At 54.3% G+C, this 22,627-nt stretch carries 18 protein-coding genes; all 18 read right to left on the bottom strand.

The features are described from left to right. Positions 1–51: 51 nt before the first annotated feature. Positions 52–705, bottom strand: coding sequence for a hypothetical protein (locus tag DU490_RS16970; protein ID WP_147270441.1), 654 nt, complete (start codon positions 703–705; stop codon positions 52–54). Between the two features lie 87 nt (positions 706–792). Next, on the bottom strand, positions 793–2,766 hold the full coding sequence (locus tag DU490_RS03225; protein ID WP_114572901.1) for an acyltransferase family protein: 1,974 nt from the start codon (positions 2,764–2,766) through the stop codon (positions 793–795). Between the two features lie 777 nt (positions 2,767–3,543). After that, positions 3,544–4,380: an aldolase/citrate lyase family protein gene (locus DU490_RS03215; RefSeq protein WP_220270442.1), complete on the bottom strand. Its 837-nt coding sequence runs from the start codon at positions 4,378–4,380 to the stop codon at positions 3,544–3,546. Beyond that, positions 4,377–5,027: a sugar transferase gene (locus DU490_RS03210; RefSeq protein WP_114572899.1), complete on the bottom strand. Its 651-nt coding sequence runs from the start codon at positions 5,025–5,027 to the stop codon at positions 4,377–4,379. Before DU490_RS03210 ends, DU490_RS03215 begins: the two co-directional genes overlap by 4 nt. 179 nt (positions 5,028–5,206) lie before the next feature. After that, a complete protein-coding gene (locus DU490_RS03205) occupies positions 5,207–6,382 on the bottom strand; it encodes a glycosyltransferase family 4 protein (protein WP_114572898.1) in 1,176 nt (391 codons plus the stop codon). Next, positions 6,382–7,125, bottom strand: a complete 744-nt coding sequence (locus DU490_RS03200) for a D-2-hydroxyacid dehydrogenase (RefSeq protein WP_181869941.1) — start codon at positions 7,123–7,125, stop codon at positions 6,382–6,384. The genes DU490_RS03205 and DU490_RS03200 overlap by 1 nt, the downstream gene beginning before the upstream one ends. Before the next feature lie 255 nt (positions 7,126–7,380). Further along, positions 7,381–8,175 (bottom strand): glycosyltransferase family 2 protein, encoded by a 795-nt coding sequence (locus DU490_RS03195; protein ID WP_114572896.1) that lies wholly within the window; start codon positions 8,173–8,175, stop codon positions 7,381–7,383. Between the two features lie 35 nt (positions 8,176–8,210). Beyond that, positions 8,211–9,179 (bottom strand): phosphoribosyltransferase, encoded by a 969-nt coding sequence (locus DU490_RS03190; protein WP_114572895.1) that lies wholly within the window; start codon positions 9,177–9,179, stop codon positions 8,211–8,213. 34 nt (positions 9,180–9,213) lie between these two features. Beyond that, positions 9,214–10,155, bottom strand: coding sequence for a glycosyltransferase family A protein (locus tag DU490_RS03185; protein ID WP_114572894.1), 942 nt, complete (start codon positions 10,153–10,155; stop codon positions 9,214–9,216). Between the two features lie 412 nt (positions 10,156–10,567). Beyond that, complete coding sequence (locus DU490_RS03180; protein ID WP_181869940.1) at positions 10,568–11,617, bottom strand: glycosyltransferase family A protein; 1,050 nt, start codon at positions 11,615–11,617, stop codon at positions 10,568–10,570. 78 nt (positions 11,618–11,695) lie between these two features. After that, a complete protein-coding gene (locus DU490_RS03175; protein WP_114572892.1) occupies positions 11,696–13,477 on the bottom strand; it encodes a hypothetical protein in 1,782 nt (593 codons plus the stop codon). Between the two features lie 83 nt (positions 13,478–13,560). After that, the gene (locus DU490_RS16965) at positions 13,561–13,830 is read right to left on the bottom strand and encodes a hypothetical protein (RefSeq protein ID WP_147270440.1); all 270 of its coding nucleotides are present in this window, start codon (positions 13,828–13,830) and stop codon (positions 13,561–13,563) included. After that, positions 13,827–13,973, bottom strand: a complete 147-nt coding sequence (locus DU490_RS17085) for a hypothetical protein (protein ID WP_181869939.1) — start codon at positions 13,971–13,973, stop codon at positions 13,827–13,829. The genes DU490_RS16965 and DU490_RS17085 overlap by 4 nt, the downstream gene beginning before the upstream one ends. Positions 13,974–14,073: 100 nt before the next feature. Then, positions 14,074–16,074, bottom strand: coding sequence for a nucleoside-diphosphate sugar epimerase/dehydratase (locus tag DU490_RS03170; RefSeq protein ID WP_114572891.1), 2,001 nt, complete (start codon positions 16,072–16,074; stop codon positions 14,074–14,076). 135 nt (positions 16,075–16,209) lie between these two features. Beyond that, complete coding sequence (locus tag DU490_RS03165; RefSeq protein ID WP_114572890.1) at positions 16,210–17,379, bottom strand: O-antigen ligase; 1,170 nt, start codon at positions 17,377–17,379, stop codon at positions 16,210–16,212. 22 nt (positions 17,380–17,401) lie between these two features. Then, entirely contained in the window at positions 17,402–19,204 is a 1,803-nt protein-coding gene (locus DU490_RS03160) for an ABC transporter ATP-binding protein (protein ID WP_114572889.1), read from the bottom strand. A 6-nt stretch (positions 19,205–19,210) separates the two neighbouring features. Next, a complete protein-coding gene (locus DU490_RS03155; RefSeq protein WP_181869938.1) occupies positions 19,211–21,469 on the bottom strand; it encodes a polysaccharide biosynthesis tyrosine autokinase in 2,259 nt (752 codons plus the stop codon). A gap of 43 nt (positions 21,470–21,512) precedes the next feature. Continuing rightward, positions 21,513–22,616, bottom strand: a complete 1,104-nt coding sequence (locus DU490_RS03150; protein WP_114572887.1) for a polysaccharide export protein — start codon at positions 22,614–22,616, stop codon at positions 21,513–21,515. Positions 22,617–22,627 lie beyond the last annotated feature (11 nt).

The raw sequence follows: 22,627 nt of genomic DNA, 5'->3' as shown, positions 1-22,627 counted from the left end.
GAACGCCAAATAAGCTAATGCGTGCGCCATAGAATTAATTTCAAAAAAAATTCAGGACGACCTCAATTTATTAAGTTGATTAATTGCGTCAAAATGAACAAACCCTAACATAGCGGGCATCTTTTCCAAGCCTGCACAAATTGCCATACAAATACGATGTCTTCCGTCGGGCCCCCATATGAGACTAGCATCTCGCGCAACACTTACTTTAACCAAATCCTTTTTTTTGGTACTCATACACTTATCTTTCAGCACTTCAAGAAATATACTATCAAGATTTTCATATCGTTCACAAAGAGCACTGCTCGAAGAGAAGCGGCATGGCTCACCGCGACCTAGTTTTTCGACATAAAATTGATACAAAGAGGTCTGACTCCAACTTTTCCCCTCTACCCAGTGTTCGTAGCAACTGAGATAAGGGTCCAATTTCGTGAATTCCATATAATGAATATTCTCGATATCCCAATCTCCACCGAGTAAAGCGCCACCATTGAACCCTGTCCTCCTCCTTAGCTCTTTCCACACATCAGGAAACATATGTCCAGAAATTTCTCGGGGATTAACCCAGATAACTTCACCTTCCTGCGGGGCATTATTTCCATATTCCTTATGGAAAAGCGAAGCATGGATAATTTTTTTTAATGGGTAATAAAGTCTAACTTCTGCGTGACGAACAATTTTATTATTAATTCCTCTGTGAAACATACGAATACTCCACATAAAACTTATTAAATTTTAATCCAAGTGCCGCGAATCATCAATTTTACGTTAAGCTCATGGCCATCTACGTTATCAACCCTCAAGCTGCCTGTACATGCGCCTAGTAAACTCTTTAGCCCCAGTCAAGCTCCAATGATCTCCATCACGCCAAAACCAACTATCACAATTAATAAAATCTTTAGCGATCGAGAAATTTACTAGTTCTATCTGATCAACATACTCTACTAGGCTGTCCTTAGCCTGCCGCGATATCAAATTACTGATTTCTTCATAAAGTTCTTGCTGACCGGGTCGCATTCTGAATTCGCTGTTACAGCCACTCCTAACGACACGCTTTAAAGGTATATGCGGTTCGATGCGAGGCCCAACCCAAACAATATCAACACCTTCTTTTTCCGCAGCCAGCTGTTCGAGGAAAGCTATCGTTTCAGAGATATAATCTTCCCTGATTTTAAAATCAGAAATCAATATAGGATCAGTAAGCGAAACATGAGAAATCATATTCCTACCTTCCAACTCATCATTATCATCCACCTTTTCCATTAAATAAAATCCTGCTTGCGTGTAGATCACTCTATCAAATAACTGCCCTTTAACGTTAACTAACTTTTTTATTGTCTGATACTGATCTTGGCAAATATCCCTGTTTGTATAAGGACTGCACCCACCCCTCACAAACCCTAAGATAAAATCACTAAATTCATTAAGAACTAGCCCATTAAATAGATCAATACCATGGCTATCCCCAATCACCAGGATCCCGGGGCCATGTAGCAGCTGACATTCATCGAGACGACTTAAATCGTTTACATTAATTTCAAGCAAGGAAAACTGACACCTTTTCAAGCGCGGTCCATTATTTGCTTCAGACATTTCACGCTCAGCTATTTCATAAGTTAATGATGCGATCGGATACTTAGACTCCCATAAATATCGCATCCCATCCGTAAACTTACCGTGCAGGCCTAAGCTGACGAAAAACAAAGTTCCAGCTAACGATAACCCAAAAATTTGTTTTTTTGTCAAACCACCATTCCCCTGCCTTCTTTTCCGGAAAGGCTGCTCTACATACTTCCAAGTGAAGTAGGCCAAACCAAGAGATGTCAAGGCAAGTATCAACATGAGCGACGAATCCGGATAAGACTCACTCCTGATTCGAGCAAATGCCATAAGGGGCTGATGCCAAAGATATGCACTGTAACTAATCAGCCCTACACCAACCATATACTTACTGGACAAAAACCAGTTCGCAATCCCTTTTTTACTGCCGAAAAGAACGACGAGAACGGCTCCTGTGACTGGCACCAGCGTATAGGCGGATGGAAACGGGGTATCATTATCATAAAAAAACACAGAATATAAAATAAGAATAACGCCAAGCAGAGATAGCAACCCTTCTTGTCGCGGCTTTCTATTATAAATAATAAAGGCACATATTGACCCGGCACCCAGCTCCCAAGCACGTGTCGGTAATAAATAGAAAGTGGCGCTTGGTGAAATCCTCCATCCCCATTCAGAAAGTAAAAAGCTGACCAAGGTTAAAATTATGACAATATAAAATGCTGTTACCTTTCCGTGCCGCCATGCCAAAAGCAGCAGCACGGGAAAGAAAATATAAAATTGCTCTTCTACCGACAAACTCCAAGTATGAAGCAATGGATTCGTTTCTGAGTCTGGCGCAAAATAACCATCCATCCTCCAGAAAAGCACATTGGACACGAAGAAACTTATCGCCACAAGCGCTTGAGAATACTCTTTGAATTGGTTCGGAAGCATCCATATCCAAGCTAATGGAGTGCAACATAATAGCACAAAAAACAAGGCGGGCAGCAACCTCCTGGCGCGCCTCTCATAGAATCTTGAGAACGAAAAATTGCCCTCCTCTATCTCGTTGATAATGACTAAAGTTATTAAATATCCACTAATTACAAAAAAAACATCAACACCAACAAACCCACCTGAAAAAGGCTGCAGGCCAGCATGAAAAAGAATGACAGGAATTACGGAAACTGCGCGCAACCCATCTATATCTCGCCTGTACTCCATATGCAAATTCCTTCTCAGCTAACATGGAGATAGCCAGCGCCGTGGTCTCTTAATGATAAAGAAGAACTCCAAAGCTACTGGTGTCAATACGCTCTCAACCGCATGCGATCAAGAATGATAAGTCATGACTGGAATCTAGCTTACGGCGTTCTGTATAGATTCTTCCACTATCTGTGCCAGATCACGCATTTGCGCAGGTGTCAGGTGTCATGCGTCAGGTGTCATGCGTCATCAACCAGAGACATTCGGTAGTTGTTAAGGAATCTGTCGCCTCTGAGTTCATTCACGCCGACTGTTTTTCTGGTTCGGCGACGGTGTCCTGGAGATCCCGATCGGCGCAGGTGTGAGGTTGCTTCGGGTCATGGGGACCAATGTCGATGAAGCACGCATCAGAGTAGTCTCCGCAAAGCGCGCGGGACGCTTCACAGAACTCGGCTACGCCTTTTTCAGTCAGTAACCTCCCTATAACCAGAAAGTTGATCGCCCCCCCAGGTAGCGGTTCGCGAGCGAAAATCTGCATATACACCCTGAGGCCGTAAGTACGCACCGCCTTGCGGCGATCCTTAGCATCCTAAGCTCAACAAACTCTTAAAGGTCGTCAAAATTTTGAAAAAAACACCTGGCAGTTAACTGCAAGCCCACTGCGGTAAAGAACGACGATGACCTTCTGCAGCCTGCGGTTGCGGTTGTGCTCGGTAGTGAACGGAGATATTAGCTATAAACATGAATGCATGAGAGTAGACAGCCACATGCCATGTTACGTCGCAGGATCATTCCTCATGCGATCTTGTGCGGCTGGCTATTGGTCGCCGCGGCACGCAGTGCCAGGTTTGTCTGATTTGCTTCGAGAATGCTCGGGGCGGTCACACTGAACTCCCGGTAACAGCGCCTTATGGCTTTCAGTTCGGCGGCCAGGTCTATACAAGACGAGAGATCCGCCAGGCTTTCCGCCCCGCCGTGAAAGGCTCGCGATAAGATCACCCACTCAGAGCCGAGCCGGGCATGCTCGCTGATGACCCATTCCGCCGGCACCATTCCCTTGCCGATACTACCAACACCACCTATTCCGAACGGGATTCCGGCATCGCGGCAGAGCGCCGCCGGACCATCAAGAAGACGTCCGCCAAGCACCTCAAAGAGAAAATTGAGCTGCATATCGATACACAGATCATTGAGACCGAAATGAATACGATCCTCTTGACCAAGCAAGGGCAGGAACACCGGCAAACGAGCCAAGCTTGAGGCCGTTTCCACGAGAAGAGTCACCGGGACCCGCCCCGCCACGGCTCGCTTAAATTCCATGACTTGTTCTACATTGCGGAACATGGGCAACATGACTCGTTGGGCCCCAGCGTCGATGGCGGCATCGACTTCCGCTGACGTGCCGTCCCAGGGTGGATTAATCCTAACCATCACTTCCGCCTTGGAGAGGACGGCAGCAATGCGAGCAACGTCGGCATAGGTGTGTGCACTTTTATGAGTGTCAAGATGACCTTGTCGATCTGCCTTACCACGTGCCTCCATATCGATGAAGATGGTATCGACACCACATGTTTGTGCATGCAAGGCAATTTCCGGCACTACAGTGATCAGCATGGTGTGCAAGTGTTTCACTTGGTTTCTCCCGAGTCCTGTTGACACTTACCCTTCCGGTATTGGCGCCAGTTCCGTTCAGTGCTGCCGTAGACATCCTTGAAGGTCAGCACTACATACGCCGTGGCCAGCATGAGCCGCAGGTCCAGCCAGACACTGGCCCGTTCGGTGTAGCGCACGTCCAGTTCCAATTGTTCGAGCCAGCCGAGACTGCGGCGCCCATGGACCTGAGCCAGGCCAGTCAATCCCGGGCGCACCACGAAACGTTCCATGAATTTGTCGGGCACGGCTTCGACCTGCTCTTCGAGCACGGGGCGAGGGCCGACCAGGCTCATGTCACCCTTGAGAATGTTAAAGAGCTGGGGGAGCTCATCGAGACTCGTCGTCCGAAGGAATCGCCCTATCCGGGTAATGCGCGGATCGCTGCCCGAGCTAATCACGCCTTCGTTCAGTGGATCGATTTCCTCGGCATTGCGATCTTGCATGGTGCGGAACTTGTAGATGTGAAACGGCTCAAGGTATCGCCCAACGCGACGCTGGACGAAGAGCGAAGGTCCGAACGTGTCACAACGAATCAGCACGGCAATCAACACCAGCAGCGGTGCCAACACCAGCAATGCCAGGGCGGATACGACGATATCCAGGCAACGTTTTATGACTATCTGCATGTTGTCTTACCTGCACGAAAGGAACGGCAACTGGCACCGTTGTGGAGGGAAAGTAGCGAAGGGGTGATTTGCTCAGTGGTCCACCGAATTGCTGCAGCCTCACCAGTTCAAGATGTCGCAGCCATTGGAGACCGGACTTCAGCGAGACTGGCCTAAGGGGAGGGGCCAGGGCGACGAACTTATGCCATTCCCTTGAGCGTTCCTCCGACATTGGCGATCGGCATTTCATCAAGCATTTGTCGATTGACGAAGTCAGTAGTGAAGCGCGCCTCCACCAGGGCTCTCCCCGCTCGACCCATTCGCCCTACCAGGCTCGGATCGTGAATGAAGGCTTGCATCCGGTCAGCCAGCGCTTGGACATCGCCAGGAGGTACCAGCCGGCCGTTGACGCCTTCCTCTACCGTCTCGCGGCAGCCAGGCGAATCACAGGTGATGATCGGCCGCCCTGTGCTCATGGCCTCAAGCAGGCTGCGTGGGATTCCCTCCCGATAGTAGGAGGGCAGGACCATCACCGAGGCGTCCCGGAGATAGCGCCGCACGTCGCGAACCTTGCCAGGGAACGAGACGCAACCCTCTTTGCGCCACGTTGCTACTTCTTCCGGTCTAATGGCATTGACCGAGGTTTCGTCGACGTCGCCCAAGGCAATGAATTCCACCTCCGGGTTTTCCGATGCCAGCCGCCGCGCCGCGCTGACGAATTCGCGAATGCCCTTCTCCTCGAGAAATCGCCCCATGAACAGAAAGCGAATCGGAGCCGTCGAGGGCTCGCTGAAGGGATACTCGCCAGGATCCACGCCAGATCCGTTGACCACCACGCTGCGCGTCATGCGACGAAAGAGAAAGCTCTGCTGAAGTTCGTCGCGATCGTCGGGATTTTGAAAGAAGAACGTTCGACTCAGGCCTCCCGATACGGCATAGCAGCGGTTGACCACTGCACGAATCAGGCGCGTGCGCCAGTCATGCCGGCCGTACAGGTAACCAAGGCCGGTGGCCAGGCAATAGGTCTCGCTCACCCCCGCCAGCCTTGCCGCCGGGACACCAAAAATGATTGGTTTGACGGAGTAGGCGAAAACAGCCTGTGGCGCAATGGCCCGGATTATTCGCCGCAGTTCGAGAAAACGCGTTATTTCTCCGCCCACGCCCATGCTGTGGCGATCGAGATGATAACGCCATGTCGTGACCCCTAGCGCCAGAACTTCCTGCAGGAAATCATCGTCCGGCACCAAGGCGCCAACGCTTAGCCCTCGCTGCTGTAGGGCTCGGATCAGCGCTCCCCGATTGGCAACCAGCGATCGCGTGTTAGCCGCAATGAACAGCACATCCTTGTATTCGAAGTCGGAGTTTATCGTCATCATCAATAACCTCTTTGCGGAAAGACTTCCGTGAGCAACGGGGAACCTGCGAGATAGGCGGTCATGTTGTCCCTGAGGACCGCCAGACCGAGCTCATGGCCCAAGGGAAAGCGGCCAGCGACATGGGGCGTGATCAGCAGGTTAGGCGTGGTCCACAATGGCGAATCGCTCGGCAGGGGCTCCTCGCGAAACGCATCCAGGACCGATCCACCCAGCCGTCCGGCTCGCAGGGACTCCATCAACGCCCATTCATCCACGAGTTCACCCCTGGCGACGTTGACGAAAAACGCACCGGGCTTCATGGCATCGATTACGCCCCGATTGAAGACGTCGCGGGTCTCGTGGGTCAGAGGCAAGGCACAAAAAACGTAATCGAAGGCACCGATTACGTCGGGCAAGGCGCTCAACGGATGAACACATCGAAACGGCGGTCGGGGACTCGTCTCCCGGGCGACAGCCTCCACCGTGACACCGAGTCCATCGAAAACGGCTCCCACAGGGAGACCGATTCCACCAGCCCCGCACACCAGCAGACGCTTACCGGCCAACTGGCCCAGGGTCGGCCTCTCCCAGTGTCCGTGCACCCCGTTCTCAACGAATGTGCCGATACGCTTTTCAAAGTGCAGCAGTACCGCCAGCAGGTACTCCGCCATAGCTTGGGCATGAATGCCGCGTACGTTGGTGATCCTAAACGTAACGGGAGCGCCGCCGATGGCTTCGAGGAGACGGTCCACGCCAGAACGCATGACCTGCACCCACCGAAGCGATGCCGGAGGGGTCGTCAAATCGTCAATGAGGACGTCACTCTCGTGGCCCACCACGACCTCGGGTTTTAGATCAAGCAAAGAACCCGGCCTGCGGCAATCGTGCAGAGTCAGATCGGGCACCAGTTCAGCGAGGGACAAACGTATTTTTCGCTCCCAGTCGTCATAGCTTTGTGGAGTGAATGAGAGACCTACTTTCATGATGCACCTTCGACTTATCAGAACGGTGACGGGAAACTATCTCCGACTCAAGCGTATGCTTGGCGGTACAAGCCCTATGCATAACCGTAATACCATGTAGGCTCGATCCGACCAGCCCCCACCCAGACCCGCGATCACACGCCGCTGAACCAGATAGCTGTTCCATATATAACGCAGCCGCCGGTGCCGTTCGAATGACTGGCGAGCGTGAAACCGCTTGGCCACAAGTACCGAAGAGGAACGTGTGATGGGGTATTCCGCCAGGCAGATGCGATACCAGAGGTCATAATCGAGCTGCGACATCAACCGTTCGTCATATCCCCCTACTGCTTGGCATAGCGTGCGCTCCATGATCACGGAGGAGTGATTGACCGGGTTTCTGCGCAGCAGCCGATGACTACAATCGACCACTTCGCAGGACCGAACATCAACCGGCTGCCAGTACACTGCCTCGTCATCCCGAATGTACTGTGGTGCCGAGCAGAGAAAAGGCAGTTCATGTTGTTGCATGAGGGCTAGCTGTACCTCAAGTCTTTGCGGATGGGACAGGTCATCGGCATCCAGATTGGCGATATAGCTTCCCTTTGCATGAGATATGGCATGGTTAAGCGCCCGACCTCTACCCATGCCGGTCGTTGGCAAAACCAGAATACGGTTATCAAGCTCAGGCAAGGTCAACAGATAATTCAGCGTGTCATCTGTTGACCCATCATCCACGATAATTAGCTCCCAATTCTGATATGTTTGATTTCGCACGCTGTTGACGGCATGCCCCAAGTAGGGGCCACCATTTCGAACGCTCATATATACACTGACTAAAGGTTTACTCATAACTCCACCATTACTCTAGCGGCAAACATATAGCTTTATTTTGAAAACTTCCTGTAGAAAAATTTCAGCACATTTTTAATTGGCACTGGAAAGAATTGGCTTTGGTGCTTTAATCTTGTCATTACAGAAGCAGGATTAGTATATAGACCACGCATGGCGGAGGCATGATATATGATGTTACTGCTGGAGCAATAAACAGGCTTTCCGCTTTCCTTAAATATACCTAGCGCTTGATTATCATCAGGCTCAATAAAAAATTCCAGCTTGCTTGTTTTGTAATAAAATGCCTTTTCAATAGCAGCTTCGAACCGACTGGAAGATGCGCTCCCCGGCCTGACATCCAGAAAGACCAGGTTCTCATAGCTAATGCCGCGTTCTGCCAGCCATGCCTCAATGTCACTCCTATTCTCCTCTCCTTCCACCGACACGAGAGAATGGACATAGGTAGCCGAAAGCGGAGAAAAATCGTTGCTCTTCACCACATCAGTCTTTCCATGTCCTTCACCCTCCCTCAGGATGCTTGCTACTTCTCTGTCAATGGAAATACAGCTCCTTGAGAGGATAGGATGATGGAATACATTCCACTCGAATATCCGAGGATGAGACACATATTCAAGATAAAGATCGATATCATTTCTTCCACGAATAGATGAATAAATAGCCAGCTCTACGATTTCCCCAGTGAAAGATGCTGGAATACTATTTCTCGCCAGCTTCATGGATTTTCCAGAAAAGATGCTATCGTCGACAAGCAAAATCTTTTTGGCATCCCATACCGTTTCCAAACTCCTGGAAACCTTTCTGGTTACACCACTCTTCAGTTGCCCACCACGCACAAAGTGGTCAATATCAGTACAGTGTAGATTCAACCCCAGCGCGATCATGTAAGCGGGAATCATGCCGCTTCTGGGAATACCAACAACCAGATCGATATCGAGCGCATGGAGAGAGCCGATATGCTTTCTTATATCATTACTTAGTTCTGAGTAGGTCTTGAAATTCATAGGGACTCCAGTGACTTAAGACAGGAAAGTTAGTTCATCCAGGCCAAGACAATCTTGCCTTTCTCAACAACCTCAGCCCCTTGAAAATCCGCTGCGGCAACAGCAATGAAACCAAAGGTATAAACTGACGAGGCCGAAGCCCCAAACACGAGAGGCCTCGCACATCCTCAGCGACTGGCAGACCGCAACTCTTCTTTTCCACCGCCCAGGCTATTGACTTTCTATTCACCGCCGCTTTCAACCTGGCTCGATCAAGAAATGAAAGATTGTTTATTTCCTCCGCCAACAAATCGACACTTGGGTGGGTGCCGCTCAAGTTAAGCGTATTCCGGGTAACCTCCCTGTAATCCATTGTCCAGAAACTTGTTACCTCCTCATTAAAGTAAATCACCTCAAGACGACACAGCGATTTCAACCAGAGATACACATCGCCACCTCGCCGAAACCGCCCTTCTGGAAACCCACCTATGGAAAAAAAGAACGGCTTGTGCATGCAGACACCATTCATATGAATAAAGTCCGCACTAGCAAAGGCAGCCAAGGATTTTTGGCGAGACACGCGCCCAGTTTCAAATACTTTTCTACGTCCTGATTTTTTTCCATGCTGAGTTTTTTCATACGCATTCACCAAAAGCTGAACATCCGGATTCTTCTGTATCGCCTCATGAAAATTCTGCAAATGGGTTGGCGAAAAAAGGTCATCGGCATCGAGAAACACCAACCAGTCCGCTTTTGCCTGAGAGACACCGTAATTTCTTGCCGCATAACCCCCGGGACCTGGAACAGATCTTCTATAGACTCTCACTAGACCCTTCTCCTCATGACTCTTGATTAACGCAGCGGAACGGTCCGTTGAGCAATCGTCTATGGCTATGATCTCGAAGTCACGGAAAGTCTGTTCATACGCCGAAGACAACGACGCTTCCAGAGAGGATTCTTTATTATGGACAGGCACGATAATAGTAAAAAAAGGCATTGCTCATCCCACCTTTTGCGCATCAAGAACAGGAGAATAAGTACTTATACATCTCAAACACCCAGATACCTGGTCATTTGTCGCACACATGATCACCATAAAGCACGCCATGCTTTTTCGAAAATATTATCGCACGTATATCAGGCACTTCATTCCTAGCGAATCGTTAAAGTCAGCATGTGTTATTGCTAAGTTGCCGGCATGCCAGGCACCAAAGACCAAGCGCTTTTCATCGCGAATAAATATCTAACTGAACAAACACAAAGGCAGCTAGCCGTCTCAGCAATCGTAGCTGACTAATGTGAATAATATCGATGGCGTTGTAGGAAATTACCGCGTTGAGCCGTCTTTTTCTCGCTTCGACCCCTCTTTTTTCTTTTCATAAAAATTTAAAATTCAATGATAAAACCATTTACTTTAACCATTTCTTCAGCTTGTCATAGTACGGATAAGGAACTAGGAGCATGGCCATATGTAGCCAATGCCTAAGTCGCATGCTGCTGCACCTGATAGATGCCAGGTCCCTCCTTATGGATTGTCCAAGCCGTTTTTTTTCCAGCGCCCAGGAAAGCACCTTGCGGTTAACCGCTGCCCGTAGCTGACGCCGTTCACGCCATGGCAGATTATTTTCACACTCTGATAACACGTCGACACAGGGGTGGATATTGGCAAGGTTATTTCTGTCGTGTGTGATGCCGCTGTGTTCCAACTGCCATAGGCTGGTGACGACATTATTGTAATAAATAGTTTCCAAATTGCAGAGTGTCTTGAGCCAGAAATAGATGTCTCCACCGCGACGGTAGCGCTCGGCAGGAAAGCCGCCCAGCGCCTTGAATCGGTCACGCCGAAGGCAGGCTCCATTCATGTGAATGAAGTCGTATCGTGCAAAAGCCATCAATGCATCATATCGCTCGAGCACACCACTTTGGATTTGTTCGCTTCGAGGCAAACGCTGGTGCTCTTTCATCTTTTGATAAGCATTTATGAACAGTTCGATCTCTGGATAGCGGGCGATTCCATCGGCAAAACAGGATAAATGATCGAACAGAAGCAGGTCGTCGACATCGAAAAAGACCAACCATTCGGCTTTCGCCTGTTCCGCGCCATGATTACGAGCCGCATGACCCCCGGGTCCAGGCGTTGCCGGACGATACAGGCGCAACCGACCGGCTCGTTCATGGCGCTTCAACAATTCGAGGGAGCCATCGCTGGAGCCATCATCCACTGCGATGATCTCAAAATTGCGAAATGTCTGCTGGTAAAGGCACTCCAGGGAGGCAGACAGCGTCGAAATCTTGTTGTAGACGGGAACCACTACCGAAATGAGGGGCACCTTAACGACTTCGCCATTCATAGCGCCGATGGTATGATTCGAGCGGCTGCAAGTGGCGCTACAATGCTTCACACTTGGTAGTCCGGTTACTTTTTTGAAACGAAAAACCAGAACCCAGGGCCATAGCATAACTCTTCGGTGTAGATTCAAGCATGGTTGAACATCCATCGAGCAGCAGGTCAGGCCCATGCGGGTAGACCGTCACCTCTACTTGACGGCTATCTGGCGCGCAATACGACGCACATAGCGCCGGCCAGCCCGCTTCATGCCGGCGAGTGTCAACGGCACCAGGAAAAAGGAGCGAGCCAATACCAGTACCGGGCGCGGAACCTCATGAAGGCATAGCAGGCGCGGCAGACCGGTATAAGGAAGCCATCGGCGCAGGTAGGGGCGATTACGCGCCGACTGGGGCACGTCCCCGCAAAAGTCGCCAGGTACGGCATACCATGCATAGTTTCCCTTCAAGGTGTCGACGCCACGTGGCCCCGGCTGCAGGAATTCGAAATCAATGATCTTCAGCCCCTGACAGGGGTCGTAGATCAGGTTATGAGGGTTGAGGTCGATACACTCGTAGCCAAGCCGGCGATAATGCAGGATCACATGTCTCAGGCGCTCTATGGCCCAGATAGGCAGCATCCCGTGTTGATAGAAAGGCGCCTTGGGCGACAGGATACGCTGGAGATTGTCGGCATACCACTCGAACACCAGGTGCCGGGGGCCAATCTCCAGGATACTCGATACCTCCGGTAGCTCCTTGCCGAGCTCACGGGCCTGTACTTCCCGCTCCATGAAACGCTCCCTGCCAGGTCGAAAGGTCTTGCAGATCGCCTGGGCACCATGGAAGTCCACCAGTTCCACCTTGGCGCGCTGAGCATGCTTGCTGAGATCAGCCAGCACGGGATAAGGCGTACGGTAGGCGGCGTTACGCTGCCGCGCCTGCTCCACAATTTCTTCTATCCGATCGGGTGCCACAACCGCTAGGTATTCAACGGCCTGAGCGGCATTGTCCGATGAATGCAGGGGATTGCAGTGCTGCCGGGCCGGGCGGCCACGGTTCATGCGCCTGCGCATGCTCTCCTTTGCGGTGAAGACTCTGGCATTATCGACCTGTTCGTTGGCCCCGGCAGCTTCGGACCGGCTGACGTCGGGATGGACATCATGTATGACCAGCATATGAGCCGGCAAGCCGCCGCTGCAGGGAAAGGGTCCACGTCCCCAGTTTCCTCCTCGTATCCGATCGGCCACCCGGAGTTGGTCCTCACCTTGGATATTGAGATCGCACAGCACATCGAAGCCATGGTGCTCCAACGTTTTGTGAAAGTCATCAAGGTGGAGCAGGCCCTGCTCTCTCACCAACATCACAGCCAGGCCAGGCACTGGCTCCGGGTAGCCTTGCTGGGCCAGGGCCACAATCTGCGCAAGCCATGGATTGGACCGGGATAGCTTCCTCAACGTATCCGTGCTCGGCCGCCAACACGCTTCGGCCATCCGCCCTTCCAGTTCCTCCAGCCCCATCACTTGAGGGCTCGGCCAGATACCACAGCTGGAGTTGAGTAACTGCATGGCCTGTGCATAGGGCGATAATGCAACATCGGATGGCTGGCCTGCACACAGCGGCAAGCCACTCTCGGTACCAAGGTGATAGACCGCCTCGCTGCACATCGCCAGCAGGCGCTGCTCGTCGCTTGCCAGGTGCATTCCGCAGCGCCCTGATGCGGCCAGCATCTCACGTGCCCGGCTGATGGGGAGCCAGGCCACACCATTTCGATCGCTGCCCGGCAGCCCCCCGATGGTGAATAGCGTGCAAGCGATATCACCCCTGTGCCGCTGTGAACGTAACAACCTTGTCACACGATACAGGTCATGATCCGACGCCAGCAGGATGACCCCATGGTCTCCTGGCCATGGCACCTCGGCGCCGGGCCAGTTGAAGAACAGGTGCTCTACGTGCAGCTCCTTCAGGGTGGCAGCAAATTCATCGAATCCCATCCCTCCAGCAATATATCCTCGGTGCTTGAAACTCCGTTTTCCCGATAGACGGTGCGCCAGTCTTTTTTGAGCACTTTGCCAGTTCATTCCACGCTTCCTCCTGAAGACGTGCAGACCCTATTGAGAACATCCAAGCCGGTGCGGTCCTCTGCACTGGAAAAACAGGCATCGAAGACCTCGAGCGCTGCAGCCGGAGTGAATAGCCCCGAAACGACGCCAAGCCACAGCATCACTTCTTCTCGCCCGACGAAGGATTCCACCCGTATATCGATAAGCGGCTTCCCAAGTGCACTGATCACCGCGTAGCGGTGCTGGCCTACCAGAGCCTGCCAACGCCCATCGGGATGGCTCAAGACCAGCGTGCTGATATCACCATTGGCACCATCATGTCGCAGAACCCCGCGGGCCAGATAACGCTTAAATTATGAACATGAAGCCCGGCCTGCTCCACTTGCCGAATCACCCAGAGCTTGATAAGCAAGGGTTCAATGCGCATGTCAACCTTCCTTTGTTATGGGGCTCAGGAAGGTATTGAAAGGCATGACGGGGCCGCCGTGCGGCATTGGCCGGACGACTTTTCTAAGATACCTAAACCTTTAACGTTCTGTGCGAGCGATACTGATCAGCGGATCCACCCTAGTGTTCGTCTCAGGGAAGGGAATGATAAAACCGGGTGATCCTTGAGCAGGCCCGGCTTGTTGTTTACGTGCGTTCCAGATTAAATCGACAATGTCATCCTCAGGCGTATAGCCTAACGGAGCGGAGACTAGCAGTTGACGCAGACGGGCATGGTCGAACTTGGCCAGCACTGCTTCTAGTTCGTTCAGAAAAGGCCTAAGCCGGTCCCAGGTCCAATACACTTCTCGTGAGGTGCTGATTCGATGATGTCGGGTTGCCTCGACTTCTCCGCCGATCAGTAGTTCCTCGTAAAGCTTCTCACCCGGCCTCAAACCGGTGTAGACGATCTCGATATCACCATCAGGGTGATCCGCGTCCCGCACCTCCAGGCCGGAGAGACGAATCATGTTCACTGCCAGATCTTGGATTCTTACCGGCTCACCCATGTCGAGCACGTAGACTTCGCCTCCCCGCCCCATGGCGCCGGCTTGAATCACGAGCTGGGCGGCTTCGGGGATAGTCATGAAGTAGCGGGTGATGTCGGGGTCCGTCACCTGGACAGGCCCACCCTGCTCGATCTGCTTGTGGAACAGGGGTACGACCGATCCGCTGGAACCCAGGACATTGCCGAACCTCACCATGCAGAAGCGCGTACGACATCCGGTGTCGGCGAAGGCCTGGCAGATCAGTTCGGCCAACCGCTTGGACGCGCCCATGACGTTGGTGGGTCGTACCGCCTTGTCGGTGGAAACGACCACGAAGGTCTCGACTCTCGCCGTCATCGCCGCCCTGGCAAGGTTCAGGGTGCCAAAGACGTTGTTGCGAATACTCTCGATGAGATTGTACTCCACCAGTGGCACATGCTTGTAGGCCGCGGCATGGTAGACGGTGTGAACCTCAAAGGCACCGAAAATGGTCTCGAGTCCCTCCCGTGACTGCACCGATATCATCAAGGGCTTGATTTCGGTTCCCATCCTGCCGGCCCTCGTGTGATTGGCAAGCTCCTGCTCGATGGCATAGAGCGCGAATTCGCAGTTATCGACCAGCAACAAACGAACGGGTCCAAGCGCGATGATCTGACGACACAGCTCGCTACCGATGGATCCTCCCGCCCCGGTCACCATGACCGACTTGCTGCGGATATTGGCTTCCAGCAGGTCAGGGAATGGTGGCACGGGATCGCGTCCCAGCAGGTCTTCCAGTGCCACATCGCGCAGCTCGCTGATCTGAGCGCGGCCCGCAATCACATCGGCGCTACCGGGAATCGTCTTCACCGGTACCGATAATGCCGATAGGTTGCGCAGGATCTCCCTACGCCGACAGCGTGGCGCACTCGGTATGGCCAGCAGCACCATGGCAGCCTTGTATTCCTCGACAAGTGCCGCCAGAGCAACCGGCTGATGCACGCGCAGTCCTTCGACCAGGGCACCGTCGAGGCCGCGCCAATCATCGACGAAGGCCACCGGTTCGAATTCGCCCCCATGGCGAAGGGCAGCAAACAGTTCACAGCCGGCCGCCCCCGCCCCATAAATCACCACGGGCCGGCGTAGCCGCCGCTGGCTGAGTATATAGAGTTCCCGCAACAGGAAACGTACGCTGCCCAGGCCGAGCAACATAAGTAGTGCATAACTGACGAGAACCGGAAGGGTGACAAGGCTAAGGCCCGTCAGCCTGCTCGCCAACAAGACCACCAGCGACGACACCCCGACCGCCACTGCCACCACCGGCACAGTGGCGTGGTTCATATAGCGGATCACAACGCGGTAGAGCCCCAACCACTTGAACAGCAGCAGGCTCGCCGCTGCTATGGAGACACTGGCCACCCACAGGGGGGTATCGCGTGATAATTGCAGGCTACCCATATGCAGCATGAGGGCAAGATGCAACGAGGCAACCACGATAATACCGTCGACCGCCACCAGGACTCGACGCTTTATGTCGCGTGGGAGAAACAACAAGGGGCTCAATAAATTCTGCATGCGTATTCCCTCACTTCTATCCCGAGCAGCAATGACTCGTGCTCGGTTAGATCCACTGCGGCAGCGATATGCAACTAGCCGAGGTGCTTGAAATTTTAAATATCTAACCCATCGATCGACGATGAGACAGGGGGCTCAGTGCCTTGACGATGATTCGACATGCACAAGTTCGTCTTGTGCAGCGGGCGGTGGATAGAAAACCGGCTGCCGCCCCCATCGATAGAGATGCCAGCACAGCACCAGCACCAACCAGAAAAGCGTCGAACGAAGCCCGTTATGGGTCATTGAGTAGAAGAGCGGGCCGGCCATACCCACCCACACATAGGCTGGAGCACGGCGTAGCGCGGTGAAGATCACCAACAGGAAGAGGCCGAACCCGGGTATGCCGTAGGCGAACAGCATATTGATAAAGGACGAGTGGATCTCGGCACGGTGGTAGGGAACAAAGCGTTGGCGCTCGCCTTCGCCTGCCCCGAGGATCGCATACTCGGGAAAGTGCTCGAGCCGGTCGAACTTGCGCTGCTCGTAAACACCTTCCACCTTGTCGGGCGCCCGGTCCATGCGTTTCTGCAGGTTATTGAAGATCTGACCATCGGCGCGAAGGTTGATCACGATAACTACGATGAGAAAGAGTGGCACCGCTACTACCAAGCGTGCGAAATGCTTGATTCGCGTGGCGTTGGCCATGGCCCAACCGACCACGACCAGGGCGCCCCCCCCCATGGCCGCCAGCGACGACGCCGACAGAATGCCCACCATGCCAGCGGCCAGACCACTGAGAACAAGTGGCCTCAACTGAAGCCGATAATCGTCTAGCATCATCAGTACCACAATGCCGCAAAGCGAAAAGTAGGCCATCTGGTTGGGGTTGTTGAAACTTCCTGTTGCCCGATTGAACCCCAATGCCAACTGCACCATGACCTCAGTGGCAGTGACCAGCAGCGCGATGGATACGGCAATGCGAATCAAGCTACGCGCATAGGAGCCGTAGACCCTCAAGAACCGCAGCGTTGCCATTCCCACGAGGAAATTGAAGAAGAAGAAGGCCGGGTAAATCAAAAAGCCCGTGGTTTCCATCACCAGGGTCCAGGCCAGGCTCACAAACAGCACCCACAGCACCATCAATCCCCAACTGACAACAAACGGCGAGAGCTCCAGATGCTCGTCACCCAAAGCCATGATCGACATGATGATCGCGAAACCGAGCAACACGAAGTCAGCAGGCTGAGGTTGCCCGCTAGGGAAGACATAAAAGCTGGCTAGGCTCAGCCCCAGGAACAGCAGCACGGCGGCGATCAGGTTCATGTGTATTCTCGCCCAGGTAGTGTTAGAGGTTGGCCATCATGCGGAATGCCGTATTCCGTTCAGCAAGCTCGTCATAAGTACCACTGTCCACCACCCTGCCCTCATCGAGCACATAGATGATGTCGCAGCCTCTTACCGTAGAAAGGCGGTGGGCAATCATTACCAGGGTCTTGCCGCCGGCAACTTGATCGATATCCTCCATTACCCGTTTCTCGGTGATCCCATCCAGGGCGCTGGTGGCCTCATCGAGAACCAGCACATGGGCCTTACGATAGAGGGCACGAGCGATGCCGATACGCTGACGCTGACCACCTGAAAGTTGAACGCCCCGCTCGCCTACCTGCGTTTCCAATCCTTCCGGAAAGGAGTCGATCAAGGTATCGAGCTGTGCCATCCGCAGCGCTTCCTCCACCTGTACCACGTCGATCCGGTCACGCGGCAATCCGAAAGCGACGTTCTCCAGAATGGAGGCATCCGCCAGGAAGATGTGCTGCGGAACAAAGCCCACGCCGGCCTGCCAATTCGCGAGGTTCTCCTTGTCCAGCGGCATGCCGTCCACCAGTACTCGGCCCTGCTGCGGCAGGATCAGTCCCAGCAATAGATCCACTGCCGTCGACTTGCCCGATCCCGACTCACCTACCAACCCCACCCTGGACTTAGCCGGGATTGTCAACGTGAATCCATTGAGCGCAGGCTCCTCCTTGCCCGGGTAGTGGAAGACCACATCCTCCAATTGGATGGCCGATGCAGGAACCATCGGCGTCGCTTCGGGCTGGTTGTCTGCGGTGGAATAGGCCTCTGGCGAACGGCTGGCCAACAGGTCGCCGCGAATTGCCTCGTAGGCCGCCAGGTTGCCGCGGATATGGGAAACGGAAGAATAGATCTTCTGGTAAGCCGGCAGCATCTTGAAACCGGCCAGGGCATAGATCGACAGAGCGGGCAGTATCGCCCCCAGGTTGCCCTGGTGAATATTGAGCAGATAGAGAACCAGGAAGATCACCGAACCGAAGGCCACCAGCTCGATGGCATAGCGCGGTGCATCACTTAGCCCTTGGGTGACACCCTGGCCCCGCGCCACCCGGTGACTGGCCTTGTCGAACTGCTGGGTGTAGGTAGCTTGACGATGCAACAGCAGCAGATCCTTGATGCCACCAAAGCCCTCGGTCATGAGCTTGAAGCGCTGGGTCTGGGCCTGGGATATCCGCTTTCCGTTGGCGATCAGAAAACGGCGTACCGTCTTGTAGAGCAGCATATAGGTGGTGACAAAGATCACGACACCAATGGCCGCAACCACGGGGTTATAGATCAGAATGGTCAGCGACATGCAGATTACCATCACCACCTTGGCATTGAACTGCATGAAGGGGTTGATGATCTTGGTGGTCACCCGCTGTACTTCCTGAGACACCCGATTTATCAAGCGGCTACTGCTACCCCCTGCATGGAACATCCAGGACTGGTGCAGGTAGTAGAGGTAGAGGCGGCTCGAAAGCTCGGCCCCGACATGCGCCCCGTAAAGCGACAGGCGCCAGGTGGTGTACATCGAGAACAGGGCTGCCAGAATCAGGATCGACAACACCGCAATGCCCATCAGAGTGAGGAAGCGCTGTGGGCTGTCGACACCACTCAGCGTATAAGCCTGGGCCAACCAGCCTTCCCCTTCGAGCCGACTCATGTCGCCCACCACCGCCATGAAGGGGCCGATGGATATCACGCTGACAACCTCGGCGAAGGCCATGATGATGATTAGTATCTGAAGCCGTATCAGGCGGCGACGCTGCGGCTTGGTCAGCAGCGTATAGAGTTCGTGCATTTGCTTCAGCATAGCGATTCACCGATAGGCATAGAGGTAGCTTCCGTAATGGCCGTAGCGGTTCTTGGTGGGCTTCTCGACCCCGTTCAAGATAGCGCCCTTGAGCCTGACCCCTGCACTTTCCAGGCGCCGCTTGGCTGCCTTGATCTCGGCTGGCGGGTTAGTGCCGAATCGCACCACCAGCAGGCTGGTACCGGCCAGCTTACCCACCACGGCGGCATCGGTGACGGCCAGCACCGGTGGGGTATCCAGCACCACCAAGTCGTAACGGGCGCTCATCGATTCCAGGAACACGTGAAAGCTACGCTGCATCAGCAGCTCCGAGGGGTTGGGAGGCACCGTACCGCGGGAAACATAGTGAAGCCCCTCCAAGTCGGTGTGACGAATCGCCTCGTCCGGTTCAATGCGCTGTGCCAGAAGCTCCGACAGCCCACCTTCGCTCTGTCCGCCAAACGCATGATGCAAGTGGCCGCGACGCATATCGGCATCGACCAGCAGGACCCTCTGGCCTGCCTGTGCACACACCCCGGCCAAGTTGGCAGCCACGAAACTCTTGCCCACCGCAGGACTCGCCCCGGTAATCATCAGTCGATTGTCCCCGGCTTCCAGCATGGCGAAGTAGAGGCTGGTACGCAGGCCGCGCAAGGATTCCACGGCAATTTCGGAGGGGTTCTCCATGGCCAGAAGACGACGAAAGATGTCCTGGGGTTTCTTTGCATGGCGGGGTCGGATACGCCGGGTCAGCTTGGCCTGCTCAGCAGACTCCGGTAGCGCGGCGTAGACTGGTAGCCCCAGCTCCTCGAGTTGATCCGGACTCTTGATGGCCCGGGTCATTAGCATCCGGATTACCAGGACCATCGACACCAGCAAGGCACCGACCAGCCCGCTGATTGCGGTTGTCAGGCTGACACGTGGCGAGACCAGCCCCGGCTGCAGCATGGCAGCGTCAAGGATTCGCACATTACCTACCGTCCCAGCCTTGACCAGGCGCATTTCCTGGCGCTGGTTGAGCAACTGGACATAGACCTGCTGGTTGACCTGGGTATCGCGGGTCAGACGCAGCACCTCCTGCTGCGTCTCGGGTAGGTCGCCGATCTGCGCATCCAGACGCTCCCGCTCGGCCTGCAACTGCGAGCGCTTCCTCAGCAAGGCCTGATAGTTGGGGTGAGTCGGTCGATAGCGTTCAGCCAGATCGGATTCGGCCAGCGCGAGTTCGGTGAGCTGGTTATCCACTGCCACCAGGCTGTTAAGCAGGTTCTGGGTCTCGAAGGTAAGATCCACTGAATCCCGCTGAGCTCGGTACTCGTTGAGCTGATTCTCCGCGTCGGTCAACTGCTCATTGACCTGGGGGATCTGTTCATTGAGAAAGGCGATCTGCTTCTCGGCCTCTTCCGACTGCCGCTGAACGTTCTGGGTCAAGAAGACCCCGGTCAAGGTATCCAACGACTCCTGGATCTGCTCCCTGTCCGTGCCGCTGAGCCTCAACTGGTAGACGCCGGAATCTTGCCCCCTTGGCTCGATGAGGAATCGATTCTGTAACTGCCTGATGGCAGCGAGTCGCGAGACTCGATGCAGGTAGAACTCCGCTCCTGGGTGCGCCTCGAGCTGGCTGACGAAGAGTCGATAGCCATGGACCTCGTCCTGCGCGGTCTCACCCGCAAGACCTGTCAGCACCAACTGACCATCATGTAACAGTTCGTACCCTCCCTGCTGGGTTACCCTCAATATGTGGCCTCGGCCCTCTCGCCCCGGGGGCACGTCGAAGCGGGATACCCTCAGCGACTCCTGAGACCAGACATAGGGGCTACCCAACTCATCCGATGACTCCAGCCAGCGCGTTCGCAGGAAGTCCGGCGCTAGCCCCTCATATTTCTCATGGGTGACGCCGTGGTTGATCAGGAAGTCACCGATGACAGGCAGTCGACGCGGCTCGATACGAATCGCCAGGTCGAGCCGGTCAGCGGTTTCGCCGAGGACCATCCTTGACTGCAGGATCTGCAGCTCTGCCGCCGTGGGGTTCCCGGTTTGCTCACCCACCGCCAGGGATTCCAGCAGGCCCAGCATCGCGCCACGGTTCTCGATCTGGATCAAGGCATCGGCCTGATAGATGCGAGGCTGAGAGCTGGAGTGAAAATACCCGATCAAGATCGCAACCAGAGTGACAAGTATAATCAGCCACTTATGGTCGACCAGCGTTCCCAACAGCTTTCTCAGGCTGATATCGCTATTCTCTTGAGGTGCCGGAGAAGAAGCCGGGGGGGCGGGAAAGATCGTCATTGCCATAGCCTCATCGCTCGTAAAGTGTCAGGAACCCCGGCTCTCAAATATCACCTAGGCGATCAAACGATCTGGCTGTGTCACCCGGAAGATTGACCGAAGGCAGCAGCAGGCTGATGACGTTGTTCCAGCGAGACAGCGGTGCTGCCGTCACGTAAACCACATCCTGCGGATCCAGCGGGAAGCGTGTGCCGAGCATCAACCGAGTGGCATCACTGATATCCAGTTGATAGACGGTCGCCAACGTCTCGCTGTCCGGGGCGTTCCCACGTACCACGAAGATGCCGGAAGGCTGTGCTCGATTCTCGTTGACGCCGCCGGCCCGGGCCAGGGCATCGGTCAGGGAAAGCCGCTCATTACCCACCGCAATGGCTCCGGGGCGCAGGACATGCCCCAGCACCACAATGTTCTGATTCTCAGAGGTGGGTACATGCAACAGGTCGCCATCCCGAAGCATGCGGTTCTGGGACATATCACCCTGCCGCAGCATGGCGTAGAGCGATATACGCTCTTCACGCCCTTCGCGCGAGAGAATGATGTTGTGCCAATCCGCATTGTCACCAGCCCCGCCTGCCTCGCTGATGGCATCCAATATCGTTATCGGCACGATGGTAAGTGGCTGAGTACCTGGGTTAGCCACCGCGCCACTGACGTAGACCTTCTGGGAACGGAAGGCGGCGATACCCACCTCGACCTGGGGCTCGGTGATCACATTCGAAAGGCGCTGGCCAATCAATGCTCGAATCTCGTCTAAGGTCATACCCGCCACACGGACCCGTCCCACATAGGGATAGAACATCGTGCCGTCGGGCCTTACCCGGTTGCCGGTTTCGGCGGCGGCACGCTCACTGCCTGCCGGAATGGTCAACTCCGGATGGTCATAGACGATGATGCTCAGGACGTCTCCCGGGCCGACACGATACTCGTATTCCTGCATGGCGCGCTGAAGCGTCGGGGGGACGGGCCGAGAGGCGGACTCAACGGCCTGCATATCCCTCACCAGCTCTGGCGTTATCGGCTTGATATCCACACGCGAATCGAGCGACTCATCGAGCCGGTTCTCGTTGATGTGCCCCCCGGGGGCAAAGGCACAACCGGCGGTAATCAGCAATGCAGCTACCAACACCAGGGTGGTAGTAAACCGCATTATTCTCGAGG

Origin of the sequence: Halomonas sp. DQ26W (genome assembly GCF_003339685.1) — a bacterium.
In the GTDB taxonomy this organism is placed as follows: domain Bacteria; phylum Pseudomonadota; class Gammaproteobacteria; order Pseudomonadales; family Halomonadaceae; genus Halomonas.
The sequence above is the reverse complement of the archived record's forward strand: the minus strand, read 5'-3'. Positions and strand labels throughout refer to the sequence as shown.

Bases quoted from the DNA above. Each gene is read 5' to 3' on its own strand.
- DU490_RS03205 (WP_114572898.1), bottom strand. From the start codon at position 6,382: ATGATGACGATAAACTCCGACTTCGAATACAAGGATGTGCTGTTCATT.
- DU490_RS03210 (WP_114572899.1), bottom strand. From the start codon at position 5,027: ATGCAGATAGTCATAAAACGTTGCCTGGATATCGTCGTATCCGCCCTG.
- DU490_RS03180 (WP_181869940.1), bottom strand. From the start codon at position 11,617: ATGCTATGGCCCTGGGTTCTGGTTTTTCGTTTCAAAAAAGTAACCGGA.
- DU490_RS03155 (WP_181869938.1), bottom strand. From the start codon at position 21,469: ATGACGATCTTTCCCGCCCCCCCGGCTTCTTCTCCGGCACCTCAAGAG.
- DU490_RS03195 (WP_114572896.1), bottom strand. From the start codon at position 8,175: ATGAGTAAACCTTTAGTCAGTGTATATATGAGCGTTCGAAATGGTGGC.
- DU490_RS16970 (WP_147270441.1), bottom strand. From the start codon at position 705: ATGTTTCACAGAGGAATTAATAATAAAATTGTTCGTCACGCAGAAGTT.
- DU490_RS03200 (WP_181869941.1), bottom strand. From the start codon at position 7,125: ATGCGTTCTGGCGTGGACCGTCTCCTCGAAGCCATCGGCGGCGCTCCC.
- DU490_RS03225 (WP_114572901.1), bottom strand. From the start codon at position 2,766: ATGGAGTACAGGCGAGATATAGATGGGTTGCGCGCAGTTTCCGTAATT.
- DU490_RS03170 (WP_114572891.1), bottom strand. From the start codon at position 16,074: ATGCAGAATTTATTGAGCCCCTTGTTGTTTCTCCCACGCGACATAAAG.
- DU490_RS03185 (WP_114572894.1), bottom strand. From the start codon at position 10,155: ATGCCTTTTTTTACTATTATCGTGCCTGTCCATAATAAAGAATCCTCT.
- DU490_RS17085 (WP_181869939.1), bottom strand. From the start codon at position 13,973: ATGCGCATTGAACCCTTGCTTATCAAGCTCTGGGTGATTCGGCAAGTG.
- DU490_RS03150 (WP_114572887.1), bottom strand. From the start codon at position 22,616: ATGCGGTTTACTACCACCCTGGTGTTGGTAGCTGCATTGCTGATTACC.
- DU490_RS03190 (WP_114572895.1), bottom strand. From the start codon at position 9,179: ATGAATTTCAAGACCTACTCAGAACTAAGTAATGATATAAGAAAGCAT.
- DU490_RS03165 (WP_114572890.1), bottom strand. From the start codon at position 17,379: ATGAACCTGATCGCCGCCGTGCTGCTGTTCCTGGGGCTGAGCCTAGCC.
- DU490_RS03160 (WP_114572889.1), bottom strand. From the start codon at position 19,204: ATGCTGAAGCAAATGCACGAACTCTATACGCTGCTGACCAAGCCGCAG.
- DU490_RS03175 (WP_114572892.1), bottom strand. From the start codon at position 13,477: ATGGGATTCGATGAATTTGCTGCCACCCTGAAGGAGCTGCACGTAGAG.